This window comes from Nonlabens sp. SY33080, from assembly GCF_011784885.1.
GTDB lineage: Bacteria > Bacteroidota > Bacteroidia > Flavobacteriales > Flavobacteriaceae > Nonlabens > Nonlabens tegetincola.
Genome location: NZ_CP050461.1, coordinates 94,806 through 110,874, shown reverse-complemented (window position 1 = coordinate 110,874; position 16,069 = coordinate 94,806). Strand labels below are relative to the sequence as shown.

Here is a 16,069-nt window from a genome sequence, read left to right as displayed (position 1 = left end):
CCAATTGTTATTTCAAATATAGAACTTTTTTCTAATTCATTAAGTTTTTTTTAAGAAAACATGTCTTTTACCTTTTCAAAAAATGATTTATCCGACTTCTCAGGAGCTGGTTCAAAGTTTGAATCGGCCATCATATTTTCAAAAAACTCTTTCTGCTCACGAGTTAAGTTACGTGGTGTCCAGACGTTTACATGAACAAGTAGATCGCCAGTTCCATAACCATTTAAGCTAGGCATCCCTTTTCCACGTAATCTTAAAATTTTTCCACTTTGAATTCCAGATTCTATCGGAATTCTGACTTTTCCTGTAACCGTTTGAATTTCTTTAGAGGTTCCTAATACAGCTTCTGGAACACTTATATATAGGTCATAGTGTAAATTATTTCCTTCTCGTTGTAGTGATTCGTGAGGTTTAACTTCAATATCAACTAGTAGGTCTCCACTCACACCATTTCCTGGTGCATCGTTCCCTTTACCACCTACCTTTAATCGCATGTCACTTTCAACACCAGCAGGAATTTGAATAGTCACTAACTCCTCTTCTACTATGAGACCTTGAGAGTCTGCACCATTAGGTTTTTTGTCCAAGATTTGACCTGATCCACCACAGGTGCTACAAGGAGCACTAGTTTGCATTCTTCCAAGAATCGTGTTTTGAATACGAGTAACTTGTCCACTACCGTTACAAGTGCCACAAGTTTTATAAGAAACTCCTGCCGCTTGTTTTTTACGTTTAACCTTAACCTTTTTATCTACTCCATTTGCAGCCTCTTCTAGGGTAAGGGATACTCTTATTCGCAGGTCTTTACCTTTAACTCTGCGGCGTCCGCCGCCACCGCTGAATCCTCCAAACCCAGAAAAGCCGCCACCAGCACCGCCGAATATATCGCCAAACTGACTAAAGATATCATCCATATCCATGCCGCCAAAACCACCAGAGCCACCTCCAAAACCGCCAGCGCCACTCGTATATGCCTGATGACCTAGTTGATCATACCTAGCTTTTTTCTGAGGATCGCTCAAGGTTTCATAAGCCTCGGCTGCTTTTTTAAACATTTCTTCTGCCTCTGCATCACCAGGATTCTTATCTGGATGGTATTTAACCGCCTTTTTACGATATGCTTTCTTAATCTCTGCAGCACTCGCATTGCGATCTATACCTAATACTTCATAAAAATCTGCCATATTATTTTCCTATAACCACTTTTGGGTAACGTATCACTTTGTCACCTAGTTTATATCCTTTTTCTATTACGTCGATGATTTTACCTTTCATATCATCATTAGGAGCTGGAATTTGTGTAACAGCCTCGTGATCGTCTGCATTAAAAGTATCTCCAGCCTCAACCTCAACCTCTTCTAGGTTTTTTGATTTTAATGTATTGCGCAGCTTGTTGCTTATAAGTGTAACACCTGCGGTAAGTTGTTCATCACCAGATTTATTAATTTCTACAAGTGCTCTATCAAAATCATCTAATACCGGTAACATATCCTTTAAAATGCCTTCACCGGCTGTTTTAAATAACTCTACACGTTCTTTGGCTGTGCGACGTTTATAGTTTTCAAATTCTGCAAACAACCTTAAGTAGCGGTCTTTTTCTGCTTGTAACTCCTCTTGAACTTTTTCCAGTTCAGTTTTTTCCTCACTTTGATCTTGCTCTTGAGCAACATCTTGTTCTTCAGTGTTATGCAACACCTCTTGCTCTACTTCTTCTTGTTGTTGTTTATCTTTTGCCATGTTAAACTGGTCTTTTATTTTCTTGTAAAACTTCAATTTTTTCTAATATGTCGATGTATGAGCATTGATAGTTGAATTTATACGCTTTTGCGAAAGCTTAATTATCAACAACAATGCACAAACATCATCGCGCGTGAAGAAGCAAAATTACTGCCATCTAGTGGAACGATGTCAAAATGTCACAGGATTTTTTAATAAACCTTTAACCTGTTTAATTGTAGGTACATGTAATTTTACACCAACTTAAATTCAAATTATGAAAACGTCATTTATAAAATTCGCTAGTCTAGCCCTATTATTAGTAGGTGCAGTAGCTTGTAAAGAAAACAAAAACGAGGTAGATGCTACTGAAGAAAAAGAAGTTGCTGAAGCAACTGTAGAAGCTGTAACATACACGATTGATACAGAAGCATCAAACATTGCATGGGTAGGTTCAAAACCAACCGAAGATCACACAGGAAACATCTCACTTAAAAGTGGAATGGTTAAAGTAAACGGTGAAACTTTAGAAAGCGGTGAGTTTGTAATCGACATGACCTCGATCGAGGTAACAGATCTTGAAGGTGACAAAGCTGCAAGTCTAAAAGCTCACCTAGAAGGAACTGTAGAAGACCAACAGACTGACTTTTTTAATACACCAGAATATCCTACAGCAAAATTTGTTGTAACTGGAATTGAAGGATCTACTTTATCTGGAAACCTTACTCTTAAAGATGTTACTAAAAATGTATCATTCCCTGTTACTGTAAAATATGAAGGTGATAAAATGATGTTAGACTCTGAAGAGTTTACTATTAACAGAACAGATTGGGGAATTAAATACGGATCTGGGACATTTTTTGACATAGCCGCTAATAAAGCAATTAGTGATGACATTAAATTAACTGTAAATTTAGTAGGAACTAAATAAGCAAAAGTTTTTTGATAATTGATCAAAGACCTATGAGTTCAAACCTCATAGGTCTTTTTTATTTTTGCTTACAGTATGAAACTTACCCAACCTCTTTTTATTCTTTTACTGCTATGCTGTTTAAGCAATAAGTGTATTGCCCAAGATGAACCTTTTAAAATTGATTTTTTAGTTACCATTAATTTGGCTGAAGGAATAGATCTTAGTCACAAATATTCCAATAGACATCAAACGAATAAAGTAGTCGTTTTTAAACAGTATGACACTTATTATTATTAGGAAAAGGAGTTTAGGCGATAGGATTCATTTTTGTGACCAGGAAGAATTGAAATCGTTTTATAAATCTACTATTGAAGATTATATCGATAATAATTCACGATCTATACAAGTCGCTTATAATTCTAGATTCAGTCAAAATGGGGTTTACCAAGCAGTGTTTGAATATTATCGGAATCAACAATTGGAACCCTTGCATTATGACACTAGATTATTGGTAATAAAAAACTATTTATATCAAGTAAGTATAATTCAACCTAAAAATAAACATAGTGTGTATTCCAATCAAGATTTTTTTGATAGCATACAATTCAATTCAAAATACACTGGCATCAATCAATATGCTGCTTGTCATCATAACCAAGTCAAAACGGATCATTTATTCAAATTCGAAAAACCATTAAATAAAAAACTATTAATGGTTTAATGAATCTATTTTATTTAGGTACTGGTATTGCAATAACGGTTGTACTAGTTATTCTTTTAATAGTAGTGCTCAAGAAAAGAAGCAATAACTAGCCAGTCAATGATTTTTCTTTAGGATAAATAGTTTTGAAGAGCATTTTCTAATTCTCTATATTCAAAAGTATATCCTGTTTTTTCAATTTTTTCACTACTTACATGTTGGCTAGACAAAACAATAGCAGACATTTCACCTAGCATCATTTTCATTACAAATTTTGGAACATTTGGTAGAAAAACTGGTTTTCCTACAACTTTCCCTATAGTTTCCATCATATTCCTGTTGCGCACTGGATTAGGCGCAACTCCATTATAAATACCTTGCAACTGTTCCTGAGCTATATGTATAAAAATACCTGAAAGATCATCAATAGCAATCCAGCTTTGCCACATTTTCCCGTTTCCAAAACCTGCGCCAGAATAGTACTTTACCGGTTTGCTCATTTGGTCAAGAGCACCACCTTTGTCTGAAAGTACGATACCTATGCGTACTATACTGTGTTTCAATCCAAGCTGGGTAAAAAGAGCTCCTATTTTTTCCCAAGCAATACAAACATCTGCTAAAAAATTGGAAGCAGTAGGTGGAATTTCATTTTCCTTTAATGCTCGACCATCTTGTTGATCCGGATAGATCCCTATCGCGCTTGCTGTAGTTACGTGTTCAACTTGATGCTTGTTGTTTTTAAGCGTATCGATTAATAACTGGGTTGAAAACACCCTACTATCCATAATACGTTTCTTAGCATCATCGGTCCATCTTTGAAAAACAGTTTCACCTGCTAGATGAATGATATTAGTAACGCCGTCTAGACATTTTACATCTATACTACCTTCTTTTACATTCCACAAAAAACCTTTGTAGTTAGGCTCATCTTTAATTGCCTCTTGTCTCGTGGTCAAATAATGGACCACATGTCCCTTTTCATGTAAATCATTAACGATTCGTTTACCTACAAGTCCTGTTGCTCCTGTTATTAGTACCTTCATAAAGTAAAAATAGGATGACTTAAAGACATCCTATTACTTATTATCAAGAGATTAACGTTATTACAACCTTACAATAATCTCTTTGTTTTCACTAATCTCAAATTTGGCCTCGCTCCATTGTGGTGGACCATAGCTCATGGGATTATTACTCAATCCATATGCCTCAGTAGGCATACCATTATCAGCAAAATCCATTCTTTGATTATTATTCTTGTCGTGCAGTACGGTCACGGCATACTCTCCTTGCGGAATATTTTCAAAAGTCGCAATCGCTTTACCGTCTTTGATCTCTATACTTGTAGATTGATAAGGTTTCTTATTCCATGTTTCTGCCGTGTTTAAGGCATAAACCATTTTTCCATCATCGGTAGATGCGTTGTTCACAGTTACCGTCAATGTAAAAGTTTTTTCCTCTTGTGCATTTATTGTTAAAGAAACTAATGCTAGTAAAATTGAAGTGATAATCGTTTTCATAATTGTGTGTTTAATATGTTTGACAATCCAAATATGTGATCATGCTTCCGCGAAAGCGTAATTCAACTTACTCAATTGTAAAATATAAGTACTCAATTGTCATCTATCCCTATAACAACCATTAACACATTGAGAATGCATTGTATATTTACGACAATGAGACTATTTATACTCCTGTTACTTGTATTGATTTATAGCTGTAATAAATCTGATTATAATAATTACGGTCCTGTTTTTAAGTATAACGAGCATGCTGGTGTCACAAGTTTAGATCCTGCATTTGCTAAAGACCAACGCAATATGTGGGTTTGTAATCAATTGTATAACACACTCGTCAAATTGGATAAGGATTTAAATGTGATTCCTGATCTTGCAAAAAGCTGGAACATTGACAGCACAGCCACAAACTACACTTTTATTTTAAGGAACAACAGCTATTTCTATTATCCTAATCAAGATAAAAAGGAACGTGTTAAAGCAAGTGATGTCGCCTATAGTTTAAATAGATTAAAAAATGAAGCACTAGCCAGTCCAGGTTCTACTATAGCAAGTAATATTGAGAATATCGAGGTGACCAATGATAGTGTGTTAAACATTAAACTGAAGCAAGCGTTTCCAGCTTTTTTAGGTTTAATGAGTATGCAGTATGCATCTATATTATCTGAAAATGCAATCGAAGTTCTCGAGTTAAATCCTAGAAGTCAGCCAGTAGGTACTGGTCCTTTCTATTTAAAAAGATGGGAAGAAAACGTAAAAATGGTATTACGTAAAAATCAATCTTATTGGGAAACTGATTCACAGGGAAATAGGCTTCCTTATCTTGAATCAGTAGCGATTACTTTTAAGCCAGATAAACAAAGTGAGTATCTTGAGTTTGCTCAAGGAAATCTTGACTTCATTAACTCTATTGATGCTAGTTATAAAGATGAACTATTAACTAGCACTGGTGATCTCAAAGAGAAACATCAACATGAAATAACCCTTGCCAAAGCACCATTCTTAAATACGGAATATCTAGGAATTAATTTAAAGTCTAAAAATCCTGCATTGCGGTCAAAGAAAATAAGAACTGCCATAAACATAGGGTTTGATCGTGGCAAAATGATTACCTATTTAAGAAACAACATAGGAATACCAGCAACGCGTGGTTTTATTCCTGCTGGTTTACCAGGTTCTCAACAAGCACCAGAGCTCGTTTATAATAGGAAAAAAGCTCGTGAATTGGTAAATGCTTATAAACAAGAATCAGGTGCCAATTCGGTAATTATCAATCTAGCTACCAGCGCAAATTATTTAGACCTTTGTGAGTTCATCCAAAAAGAATTAGAAAAAATTGGTATTACTATACAAATTGAGGTAATGCCGCCAGGAACTTTAAGGCAATTGCGTAGTAAAGGACAATTAGAAATGTTTCGCAGTAGCTGGATTGCCGACTATCCAGACGCTCAAAATTACCTAAGCTTATTTTATTCTAAAAATCATACACCATCAGGTTCTAATTATAGTTTTTTTCATGATGATCACTACGATGCTTTATACAAAAAAAGTATTGTCACAGCTAGTGTAGACGAACGAGTGATACTGTATAAAAAAATGGACAGTATTATTAATGAAGAAGCTCCTGTAATACCTCTATATTATGATGAAAGTACCAGATTTTACCCAAAAAATATAATAAACCTAAAAGCAGATCCGACCAATATTCTTGATCTTACATCAGTAAAAAAATTAAGTAAGTGATAATTTACGCGACTTATATAAAAAATGCGTTTTCTGTTCTTTATTTTATGTCTTATGCTAACCACTAATCATACTATAACACCAGATAAAAATGATGCTGAAAATTGGTATGTAATTAATGATGGGGTGATGGGTGGATTGTCACAATCTAATTTTGAGATCACAGGTAAACAACTACGATATTACGGTCATGTATCGACAAGAAACAACGGTGGTTTTGCCTCGTTGCGATATAATGTAAAACCTTTAAATATTAACAAGGTTAAATCCTTCAAGCTTACGATTACAGGAGATGGTAGCGATTATGAATTTAGGTTGAGAGCTGCGCAAGATTCCTGGATATCTTACGTCTATAAATTTCAAACAACTGGTGAAAAGCAAACCATTAATTTTACCGTAAAAGATTTAAAACCTCAATACCGCGGTAGAAAATTAAATAAAGAAGTTTATAATGGAAAACAGCCCATTGAAATTGGGCTGCTTATTGGTAATAAAAAGGAACAAGATTTTGAAATCTTGTTTCATAACTTAGAAATTATAGAGTAAGACTAAGTCCTAATATGATTTGACTAGGTCTAGTATCAAGTGTACCTAGAGATCCTACATTGGTGAACTCGGCTTCGTTTTCTGTAAAACCACGTTCATAACGCACATCAATACCCAGATTACCTAAATTAACGCCTACTCCAAATTGTGCTCCTATGGTAAAATCCTCTTCTACGTCATCAATATCAACATCCTCAAGGTCAGTATCTAGAATATATTGAAAACTAGGCCCTGCAAAAATATGGAGAGGTCCTATAATATTGACACCTACTAAAACAGGAGCATCCAATTTATTAACTTCAAATCCTAGCCCATTATACTCACTATTCAATTGAGTATACATTAATTCTGGTCTTATATAAATAGCTCCTAAATCAATTTTCCCAAAAACACCAACGTGAAATCCTATTTTCTCATCAGGATTATCAATAATAGTTTGACCGTCTTGAGATAAATCTCCTGTAGACCCATAATTAACTCCTGCCTTTAGTCCTACTCCTCCATCAGTTTGAGCTTGAGCAAAATAAACAGACATCAAGGCAATTAAACAAATCAATTTTCTCATAGCAATTTTTCTTTTGTTAACGTTCAAACTTACTATTTATTCTCTTTGCAATTCTTTGACCTTAAAAAGCTTAATTTATTTTTAACATGAAATAAATCTAATCGTAAGAGTAAAATAATATATTTGTACCTACAATTAATTCAATTGTAATTAATGAAAGAAAACAAAATGCATATTCCGCTTTCGCGAAAGCTAACTACTACAATTATCAAGAAAGGTACCGACTTTACTGATGAAGTAAGTAGCGCTATAAAAGAGCAAGGAATAACCCTTCAACAATTTAATGCATTGCGTATTTTAAGAGGTAGAAATGGTAAACCAGCCAGTTTACAGGATGTAAGCAAGGACATGATTCACGCCAATTCTAATACTACAAGAGTAATAGATAAATTAGTTACAAAAAAATTGGTAAAACGAGTACAATGTCCGTCAGATCGCAGACAAATTGAAATTACTATAACTCAAGAAGGATTAAATCTACTAACTATCCTCGACCATCAAGTGGACGAAAAAGAAAGCGAAATCACTCAAAACCTTAATGACGAGGAGAAAAAACGATTAATTGCCCTTCTTATGAAGCTTTAAAAAAAATTAAATAAATATATGTATATACAATTAATGTAAAAACAATTAAAATGAATCTAATTTTTAAATCGACTGTTGTTCTAGCTATAGTAGCTGCAACATTCACAAACAATGTTAACATGAAAAAAATAAATACTGAAAAAAGCACCGCTGTATGGACCGGTAAGAAATTTGGGGGACAGCACACAGGAACTATTAATCTAACATCAGGAACTTTAGAGTTTGAAAATGATAAGATTAAAGGTGGAAGTTTTGTAATTGACATGTCTAGTCTGGTAGTTACAGATCTAGAAGGAGAAATGAAAGGTAAATTAGAAGGTCACTTAAAAAGTGATGATTTTTTCTCAACGGCAAATCATCCACAAGCCACTCTAGATTTTACGAGTATTGATAACAAGGAAGGGTATGCGACAATCACTGCAGATTTGTCAATTAAAGGTATTACTCATCCAATAACTTTTGATCTTACTTATAATAATTATGAAGCTACCACTACCCTTGTTATAGACAGAAGCAAGTACAACGTAAAATATGGGTCTAAAAGTTTTTTTAAGGGATTAGGCGACAATTTTATATATGATAATTTTGAGGTTGAAGTATCCTTGATTTACTAGCAATTTTTCACATTGAATTATTACAATCAATTAAATCCCACGAATGCTATTCGTGGGATTTTAATTTTATACTACAATAAGGTGTGTATAGATTATGATACTTTTTAGTAATCTCTTGCGTCATACTAGTACATTTGTAGGAATCTTATTTTTATGAAAATCTATACTAAAACAGGTGATAAAGGAACCACTGCTTTATTTGGAGGCACAAGAGTACCTAAACATAATTTAAGAATTGATAGTTATGGTACGGTTGACGAGCTCAATTCATGGATAGGTTTATTGAGAGACCAACCAGTTACAGCGTCTACTAAAAAAATTCTTATCGATATACAAGATCATTTATTTACAGTAGGTGCTATACTAGCAACGCCACCAGAAAAAGAAAAATTGAAAAATGGTAAGGATCGCCTTAATATTTCCAAAATAGCCGACGAAGATATATTAATGCTAGAACAAGAAATGGATAGAATGAATGAGGATCTTCCGCCTATGACTCACTTTATTCTTCCTGGCGGACATCAATCGGTGTCATTTTGTCACATTACTAGAACAGTATGTCGAAGAGCAGAGCGTTTAGCTAGTGAATTAAACGAAAATACTCCTGTTGACGAACAGGTTTTAAGGTATTTAAACAGACTGTCTGACTACTTATTTGTCTTGGCACGTAAATTGTCATTTGATTTGCAAGCCGAAGAAATAAAATGGGTCCCAAAAAAGTATTAAGAATCAGTTGATTTTAAATCAGCATTCACAAGTGGGGTAACTGAGTCTATAACACTGGGCACAAAACATTTTGATTTTCAAAAGCTTGTACGCTCTTTGCAAATCTTGAATCATTAATAAATAATAACTTGCATAAATCGACGATAAGTTTATTTTTGCAAAAATTAACGAGTAAAATTATGTATTGGACGCTTGAACTAGCATCATATTTAAGTGACGCTCCATGGCCAGCTATGAAAGATGAGCTTATTGACTATGCCATACGTACTGGGGCACCTTTAGAAGTGGTTGAAAATCTTCAAGCAATTGAAGATGAAGGTGAAATATATGAGTCTATTGAAGAAATATGGCCCGATTATCCTACCGATGAGGATTACCTCTGGAACGAGGATGAATATTAAAAAACAATTACATCATAAAAAAGTCTCGCAAAGAGACTTTTTTTTTGCTTGAATTTAGGATATTAGCAAAGGTAGTATTCATTTTTTAAACTACTATTAATCAATTAAGTAACAATATATGGGACTATTAGATTCCGTTTTAAAAATCTTTGTTGGAGATAAAGCAAAGAAAGATATTAAAGATTTACAGCCTTACGTGAATCAAATTCTTTCCTTTGAGAAGGAATTAAGTTCTCTTTCCATAGATGAATTAAGAGCAAAAACTCAAGAATTTAAAGATAAAATTCAAGCTGCTAAAAAGGATACTTTAGAGCAAATTGAAAATCTTAAACTTCAAGTAGAACAAGAACAAGACATCGATAAAAAGGAAGATTTATATAATGAGATCGACCAATTAAATGATGTTGCTTATGATCAAACAGAAGCTGTTCTAGAAGAAATAATGGCCGAAGCTTTTGCTGTTGTTAAAGAAACTGCAAGACGTTTTGTTCAAAATGAAGAATTAATAGTACAGGCTTCACTTAGAGACCGTGAACTTTCTGCTGTAAAAGATTATGTTCGATTAGATGGTGACAATGCTATTTGGGCCAATTCTTGGGATGCAGCTGGTAAAGCAGTTACTTGGGATATGATTCATTATGATGTACAGCTTATTGGTGGTACTGTACTTCATCAAGGAAAAATTGCCGAAATGCAAACTGGTGAAGGTAAAACACTCGTAGCTACTCTTCCTGTTTATCTTAATGCCTTAACTGGTAATGGTGTTCATGTAGTTACCGTTAACGATTATCTAGCAAAACGTGATAGTGCCTGGATAGGACCTATTTTTGAATTCCATGGACTTACTATCGATTGTATCGATTATCACAAACCTAATTCAGAAGAACGTAGAAAAGCTTATCTAGCAGATATTACCTACGGTACTAATAACGAGTTTGGTTTTGATTATTTGAGAGACAACATGGCTCACTCGCCAAAGGATCTTGTTCAACGTAAACACAACTATGCAATCATTGATGAGACCGATTCGGTTTTAATTGATGATGCTCGTACGCCTTTAATCATCTCTGGTCCTATTCCAAAAGGTGGTGATCGTCAAGAATTTGACATGTTGAAGGCTCCTGTCGAGAATGTGGTAACCATTCAACGTAGAGAATTAACGCAAACACTTGCACAAGCCAAGAAATTGATTAATGACGGTGACACTAAAGAAGGTGGTAAATTACTTTACACAGTTTATAGAGGATTACCTAAGAATAAGGCATTGATAAAATTCCTAAGTGAAGAAGGAAATAAAACTTTACTTCAAAAAACTGAGAATTTTTACATGCAAGATAACAATCGTGAAATGCCAGAGATTGACAAATCTCTTTATTTCGTGATTGATGAAAAGAACAATCAGGTTGAATTGACCGATAAAGGTATTGAGCATTTATCAGGTGCCGAAGATCCAGAGTTCTTTGTACTTCCTGAGTTAGGTATCGAGATTGCCAAAATTGAAAAAGAAGATATTTCTGCCGAAGAACAAGCTGAAAAGAAAGAAGATCTGTTTCGTGAATATTCGATAAAATCAGAACGTATTCATACTCTAAATCAACTTCTTAAAGCTTACACTCTTTTTGAAAAAGATGTTGAATATATAGTTGCAGAAGAAGAAAAAGAAACTGCAAAAGGGATTACACGTGAAATGTCTGTAAAAATTGTTGATGAACAAACAGGTCGTGTAATGGAAGGACGACGTTACAGCGATGGTTTACACCAAGCAATTGAAGCAAAAGAAAATGTAAAAATTCAAGACGCCACTCAAACCTTTGCTACCATTACCTTGCAAAATTATTTCCGTATGTATAAAAAATTATCGGGAATGACAGGTACAGCAATTACTGAAGCTGGTGAATTCTGGGAAATCTATAAGTTAGATGTTGTTGAAATTCCAACTAACAGACCAATTGCTCGTGACGATAGACAAGACTTGGTTTATAAGACTAAACGTGAAAAATATAAGGCAGTAATTGATGAAGTTTTATCTTTAAGAGAACAAGGAAGACCTGTTCTTATAGGAACAACCTCTGTTGAGATTTCAGAATTATTAAGTCGTACATTACAACGTGCAGGAATAGAACACAATGTTCTTAATGCAAAACAGCATAAAAAGGAAGCTGATATAGTCGCTCAAGCTGGTAACCCAGGACAAATAACCATTGCTACAAACATGGCTGGTCGTGGTACAGATATTAAACTATCAGACGAAGTTAAGAATGCAGGTGGTCTTGCCATAATTGGTACAGAGCGTCATGATTCGAGACGTGTAGATCGCCAGTTAAGAGGTCGTGCAGGTCGTCAAGGTGATCCAGGTAGTTCACAGTTCTATGTCTCTCTTGAGGATAATTTAATGAGGTTATTCGGATCAGAGCGTATGGCGAAAACTATGGACCGATTAGGAATGAAAGAAGGTGAAGTTATTCAACATTCTATGATTTCTAAATCCATTGAACGAGCACAGAAAAAAGTAGAAGAAAACGCATTTGGTGTGCGTAAAAATCTTCTTGATTATGATGATGTGATGAACACGCAACGTGAGGTAATTTATAAACGTCGTTATAATGCCTTATTTGGAGAACGTCTTGCTGTAGATATCGCAAACATGATCTATGATATCGCCGAAGATGTAACTACAAGTAATAAACTTGCTCAAGACTACAAGAATTTTGAATTTGAATTGATAAGATTTTTCTCAATGAGCAGTCCTATCAATGAATCAGAATTCAAGTCAAAATCTGATCAAGAAATCACAGGTATCGTTTATAAAGCAGCATACAACCATTATAAGGATAAAATGGAGCGCACTGCGCAGGAAGTGTTTCCGGTAATTAAAAACATCGTAGAAAATGATGAACGCAATTATGAACGTATTGCAGTTCCTTTTACTGATGGTATAAAAACACTTAATGTAGCGACTAACCTTAATGATGCCTACGAGAGCGAAGGGAGAACTCTAGTTACAGATTTTGAAAAAAACATTACGCTAGCCATAATCGATGACTCTTGGAAAAATCATCTACGTCAAATGGATGAATTACGCCAAAGTGTGAGACTAGCTGTGCATGAACAAAAAGATCCTCTACTTATTTACAAATTTGAAGCCTTTGAACTTTTCAAACAAATGGTCGATAAAGTAAATAAAGAAGTAATAGGATTTATGTTCAAAGGTGACCTACCTACTAGAGACACTTCAAACATAAGTGAAGCAAGAGAAAGAAAGACTGAAAAAACTACCACTCAAAAAGAAGAAGTTTTAAACAGCGATGAGCGAGCAGCACAAGCTAGATCAGTTGGAGCAGGCGCTAGTCAACAACGTCCACAAGTTACTGAGACCATAACCCGTGAACAACCTAAAATCGGTCGTAATGAGAAGGTAGTGATTAAGAACGTGATGACAGGTGAGACCAAAGAAGTTAAATTTAAACAAGCAATCCCTTTAATAAACAAAGGTGAATGGGTGGTTCAAGGTAAAGCATAATTGTAACTATCACCATAAGATAAATCCTCAACATTTTTTGTTGGGGATTTTTTTTATTCAGTAAACCCAGTTAAAATATTCTTAGTTAACAACTTACTAACTACAAAAGGTATATTCATTTTATAGTTTTAAATAAAAAATGAGTGATAAAAGTAATGAAGAAATTTATGACGAATTCTATGATGCTGTAAACATGACTCCGAGTGAACTAGAACAATGGTTAGATACCGACAAATCAAAAAGTGTAGGTCAAGATAGTGGTGATGGAGAATCAAAAGGTCATAAGTCTGGACGTAAGATTATAACTATCAAAAACAAGAAGAAGGACGATCTCAATCAAAATGACTACGAGCACATGAATAAAGTGATAGGATATATTCACAGGCACACAGCTCAAAAACCAGACAGCGATATAAAAGAAAGCGATTGGAGATACAGTCTTAAAAATTGGGGACATGACCCTTGTAAAGAAATGAATTGTTAAGATTGTTCAGTAATAGTAGTATTTTAGTGGTTGAAAATCTACCATTATGAAACCTCTATTACGAAATATTATAGCATTACCAGCAGGAATAATCGCTGGTGGTTTACTCAACAGCGGTATCGTCTTTATAGGTAACGCAGTTTTTCCCACAGGAATCGATCCTAATGATTATGAGGCCTATGCTCAAGTGATTCCTACCCTATCGATGGAATACTTCATCTTCCCATTTTTGGCACATGCTTTAGGAACCTTATTTGGGGCATACATTGCTTCAAAAGTTGCTGTATCATACCAACTACTTTGGTCTTTATTAATTGGTGGGTTTTTCCTAGTTGGTGGTATTACCGCTATTTCAATGTTTGGAGGACCTACCTGGTTTATGATACTAGATTTAACAATTGCCTATATACCTATGGCTTATCTAGGCTATAAATTTGCATCCAAATAACTTTTATGAGTTTAGAGCACCTTAATCCTAAATCCTGGCAACGCAGGAAAAAACCTTCCTCACAGGAAGTTTTTGAGAAATTAAGAAAAGGAGATATAAGTGCTTTAAGTAGAGCAATAACTGGTGTTGAAAGTAAAGCTAGTGAGGATTATGCTTTCGCGAAAGCGTTACTACAACAAGCACTACCCTATTCAGGAAACTCCTTTAGATTAGGAATAACTGGCGTTCCAGGAGTAGGCAAATCAACATTTATAGAATCTCTAGGAATTCATTTAATCAAATTAGGCTTTAAGGTAGCTGTACTAGCTATTGATCCCAGTAGTAGTGTTTCCAAGGGAAGCATACTAGGAGACAAAACTAGAATGGAACAATTGGTTAAAAGTAAATTTGCTTATATAAGACCTAGTCCAGCAGGCGAAACTCTAGGTGGCGTGGCAAGAAAAACCAGAGAAGTCATCTTGCTGTGTGAGGCGGCAGGATTTGACTTTATTATGGTAGAAACTGTTGGAGTCGGTCAAAGTGAAACTGCGGTTCACAGCATGACTGACTTTTTCCTTCTACTTAAACTAGCAGGCGCTGGTGACGATTTACAAGGGATTAAACGAGGAATAATGGAAATGGCCGATGCTGTCATCATTAATAAAGCTGATGGTGATAATAAAAAAGCGGCTTTACATGCCAGAAGAGAGTTTCAAAATGCGTTGCATCTTATAAATCCTAAATCCCATCAATATCCAGTTAAGGTGCATTTATGTAGTGGATTGCACAATGAAGGCATTGAAGAAATTGCTCAAGAGATTGCATCATTTAGACAACATAGTAATCAAAACGGTAGTTTACTGGAACGTCGTAATTCACAGGAATTATACTGGTTACATCAAACTATAGAAGACCGATTAAAAGAAGCATTTTATTCAAGATCCGAAATAATAAATCAAATTAAAGAGATAGAAACTTCTGTTGTTGAGCGTAAAATATCGGCATTTGATGCAGCCGACAGATTACTTTCTCTCTAACCGACAATTAGTATCAACAACAAGCAGGCAGCAGTAATGCTTATTGATGAAAATATAAGTTGCACCCAATTTTTGTAAATTCTAGATAGGTGCTGATTTGCAAAAAGAAAGAGAAAAACTGGTAACAACCAAAAGCTATATTGGTATTCTTGAACTATTATCTGGGCATATTCCATAGTGACTGATTGCATTTTAAAAACAAAATACAATACCATAAAAAAATAGAACAATACTTGTGTTGCTCCATATCTCGCAAATCCTGAAATTCTTCTATCGATATGATTAATATGGGAAGTAAGCCATAGATAGACGGTAATAAGATAACCTAGACAAAAACTTAATCCAGATAAAGCATATAGTGTTGAACTATCTTTATGCCTATCTATGATAAAGCCATCGTATAAACGGTAATCATTATTGAAACTTAAAAAAGAATCTATATAAAAAAATAGGTAAAAGCCATAAAATAGAATAAGTCCTACAACAAATCCTACCAATATTGAAAAACAAAACCTAGTTCTACCAATACTGTGTATTGTAAAACTAGGTCTTGAATATTTAAATGTTTTTTCAAACAC

At 34.6% G+C, this 16,069-nt stretch carries 18 protein-coding genes; 12 read left to right on the top strand and 6 right to left on the bottom strand.

Annotated features, from left to right (window positions below; genetic code table 11):
• Positions 1 to 50: 50 nt before the first annotated feature.
• Positions 51 to 1,184: a molecular chaperone DnaJ gene (gene dnaJ, locus HCN53_RS00535; protein ID WP_167341654.1), complete on the bottom strand. Its 1,134-nt coding sequence runs from the start codon at positions 1,182 to 1,184 to the stop codon at positions 51 to 53.
• Between the two features lies 1 nt (position 1,185).
• On the bottom strand, positions 1,186 to 1,737 hold the full coding sequence (locus HCN53_RS00530) for a nucleotide exchange factor GrpE (RefSeq protein WP_167341653.1): 552 nt from the start codon (positions 1,735 to 1,737) through the stop codon (positions 1,186 to 1,188).
• Positions 1,738 to 1,993: 256 nt separating this feature from the next.
• Between HCN53_RS00530 and HCN53_RS00525 the strand changes: the two genes are divergently transcribed.
• Entirely contained in the window at positions 1,994 to 2,647 is a 654-nt protein-coding gene (locus HCN53_RS00525) for a YceI family protein (RefSeq protein ID WP_042279062.1), read from the top strand.
• 259 nt (positions 2,648 to 2,906) lie between these two features.
• On the top strand, positions 2,907 to 3,350 hold the full coding sequence (locus HCN53_RS00520; protein ID WP_167341652.1) for a hypothetical protein: 444 nt from the start codon (positions 2,907 to 2,909) through the stop codon (positions 3,348 to 3,350).
• A gap of 110 nt (positions 3,351 to 3,460) precedes the next feature.
• Here the strand turns inward: HCN53_RS00520 and HCN53_RS00515 are convergent, their stop codons facing one another.
• Positions 3,461 to 4,372, bottom strand: coding sequence for a TIGR01777 family oxidoreductase (locus tag HCN53_RS00515; RefSeq protein WP_167341651.1), 912 nt, complete (start codon positions 4,370 to 4,372; stop codon positions 3,461 to 3,463).
• Between the two features lie 60 nt (positions 4,373 to 4,432).
• The gene (locus HCN53_RS00510; protein ID WP_042279056.1) at positions 4,433 to 4,846 is read right to left on the bottom strand and encodes a DUF2141 domain-containing protein; all 414 of its coding nucleotides are present in this window, start codon (positions 4,844 to 4,846) and stop codon (positions 4,433 to 4,435) included.
• A gap of 156 nt (positions 4,847 to 5,002) precedes the next feature.
• Between HCN53_RS00510 and HCN53_RS00505 the strand changes: the two genes are divergently transcribed.
• Positions 5,003 to 6,586, top strand: coding sequence for an ABC transporter substrate-binding protein (locus tag HCN53_RS00505; protein ID WP_167341650.1), 1,584 nt, complete (start codon positions 5,003 to 5,005; stop codon positions 6,584 to 6,586).
• Between the two features lie 54 nt (positions 6,587 to 6,640).
• Positions 6,641 to 7,132, top strand: coding sequence for a CIA30 family protein (locus HCN53_RS00500; RefSeq protein ID WP_167341649.1), 492 nt, complete (start codon positions 6,641 to 6,643; stop codon positions 7,130 to 7,132).
• Here the strand turns inward: HCN53_RS00500 and HCN53_RS00495 are convergent.
• A complete protein-coding gene (locus tag HCN53_RS00495; RefSeq protein WP_042279103.1) occupies positions 7,122 to 7,697 on the bottom strand; it encodes a porin family protein in 576 nt (191 codons plus the stop codon). The two genes, HCN53_RS00500 and HCN53_RS00495, sit on opposite strands and share 11 nt — an antisense overlap.
• Positions 7,698 to 7,850: 153 nt before the next feature.
• Here HCN53_RS00495 and HCN53_RS00490 point away from each other — a divergent pair, with 153 nt between their 5' ends.
• From HCN53_RS00490 to meaB, 8 genes are all read left to right on the top strand, one after another.
• Positions 7,851 to 8,282 (top strand): MarR family winged helix-turn-helix transcriptional regulator, encoded by a 432-nt coding sequence (locus HCN53_RS00490; protein ID WP_060522934.1) that lies wholly within the window; start codon positions 7,851 to 7,853, stop codon positions 8,280 to 8,282.
• 50 nt (positions 8,283 to 8,332) lie between these two features.
• Positions 8,333 to 8,896, top strand: coding sequence for a YceI family protein (locus HCN53_RS00485; protein WP_240919368.1), 564 nt, complete (start codon positions 8,333 to 8,335; stop codon positions 8,894 to 8,896).
• 153 nt (positions 8,897 to 9,049) lie between these two features.
• A complete protein-coding gene (locus HCN53_RS00480) occupies positions 9,050 to 9,622 on the top strand; it encodes a cob(I)yrinic acid a,c-diamide adenosyltransferase (protein ID WP_167341648.1) in 573 nt (190 codons plus the stop codon).
• Positions 9,623 to 9,801: 179 nt separating this feature from the next.
• Complete coding sequence (locus tag HCN53_RS00475; protein WP_042279049.1) at positions 9,802 to 10,023, top strand: DUF2795 domain-containing protein; 222 nt, start codon at positions 9,802 to 9,804, stop codon at positions 10,021 to 10,023.
• A gap of 118 nt (positions 10,024 to 10,141) precedes the next feature.
• Positions 10,142 to 13,543 (top strand): preprotein translocase subunit SecA, encoded by a 3,402-nt coding sequence (secA, locus tag HCN53_RS00470; protein ID WP_167341647.1) that lies wholly within the window; start codon positions 10,142 to 10,144, stop codon positions 13,541 to 13,543.
• Positions 13,544 to 13,682: 139 nt separating this feature from the next.
• The gene (locus HCN53_RS00465; RefSeq protein WP_085774331.1) at positions 13,683 to 14,027 is read left to right on the top strand and encodes a DUF3140 domain-containing protein; all 345 of its coding nucleotides are present in this window, start codon (positions 13,683 to 13,685) and stop codon (positions 14,025 to 14,027) included.
• 46 nt (positions 14,028 to 14,073) lie between these two features.
• On the top strand, positions 14,074 to 14,475 hold the full coding sequence (locus HCN53_RS00460) for a hypothetical protein (protein WP_042279046.1): 402 nt from the start codon (positions 14,074 to 14,076) through the stop codon (positions 14,473 to 14,475).
• 5 nt (positions 14,476 to 14,480) lie between these two features.
• Positions 14,481 to 15,491 (top strand): methylmalonyl Co-A mutase-associated GTPase MeaB, encoded by a 1,011-nt coding sequence (gene meaB, locus HCN53_RS00455; protein ID WP_167341646.1) that lies wholly within the window; start codon positions 14,481 to 14,483, stop codon positions 15,489 to 15,491.
• On the opposite strand, the gene HCN53_RS00450 is transcribed toward meaB, so the two are convergent.
• Positions 15,488 to 16,069 (bottom strand): hypothetical protein, encoded by a 582-nt coding sequence (locus HCN53_RS00450; RefSeq protein WP_167341645.1) that lies wholly within the window; start codon positions 16,067 to 16,069, stop codon positions 15,488 to 15,490. The two genes, meaB and HCN53_RS00450, sit on opposite strands and share 4 nt — an antisense overlap.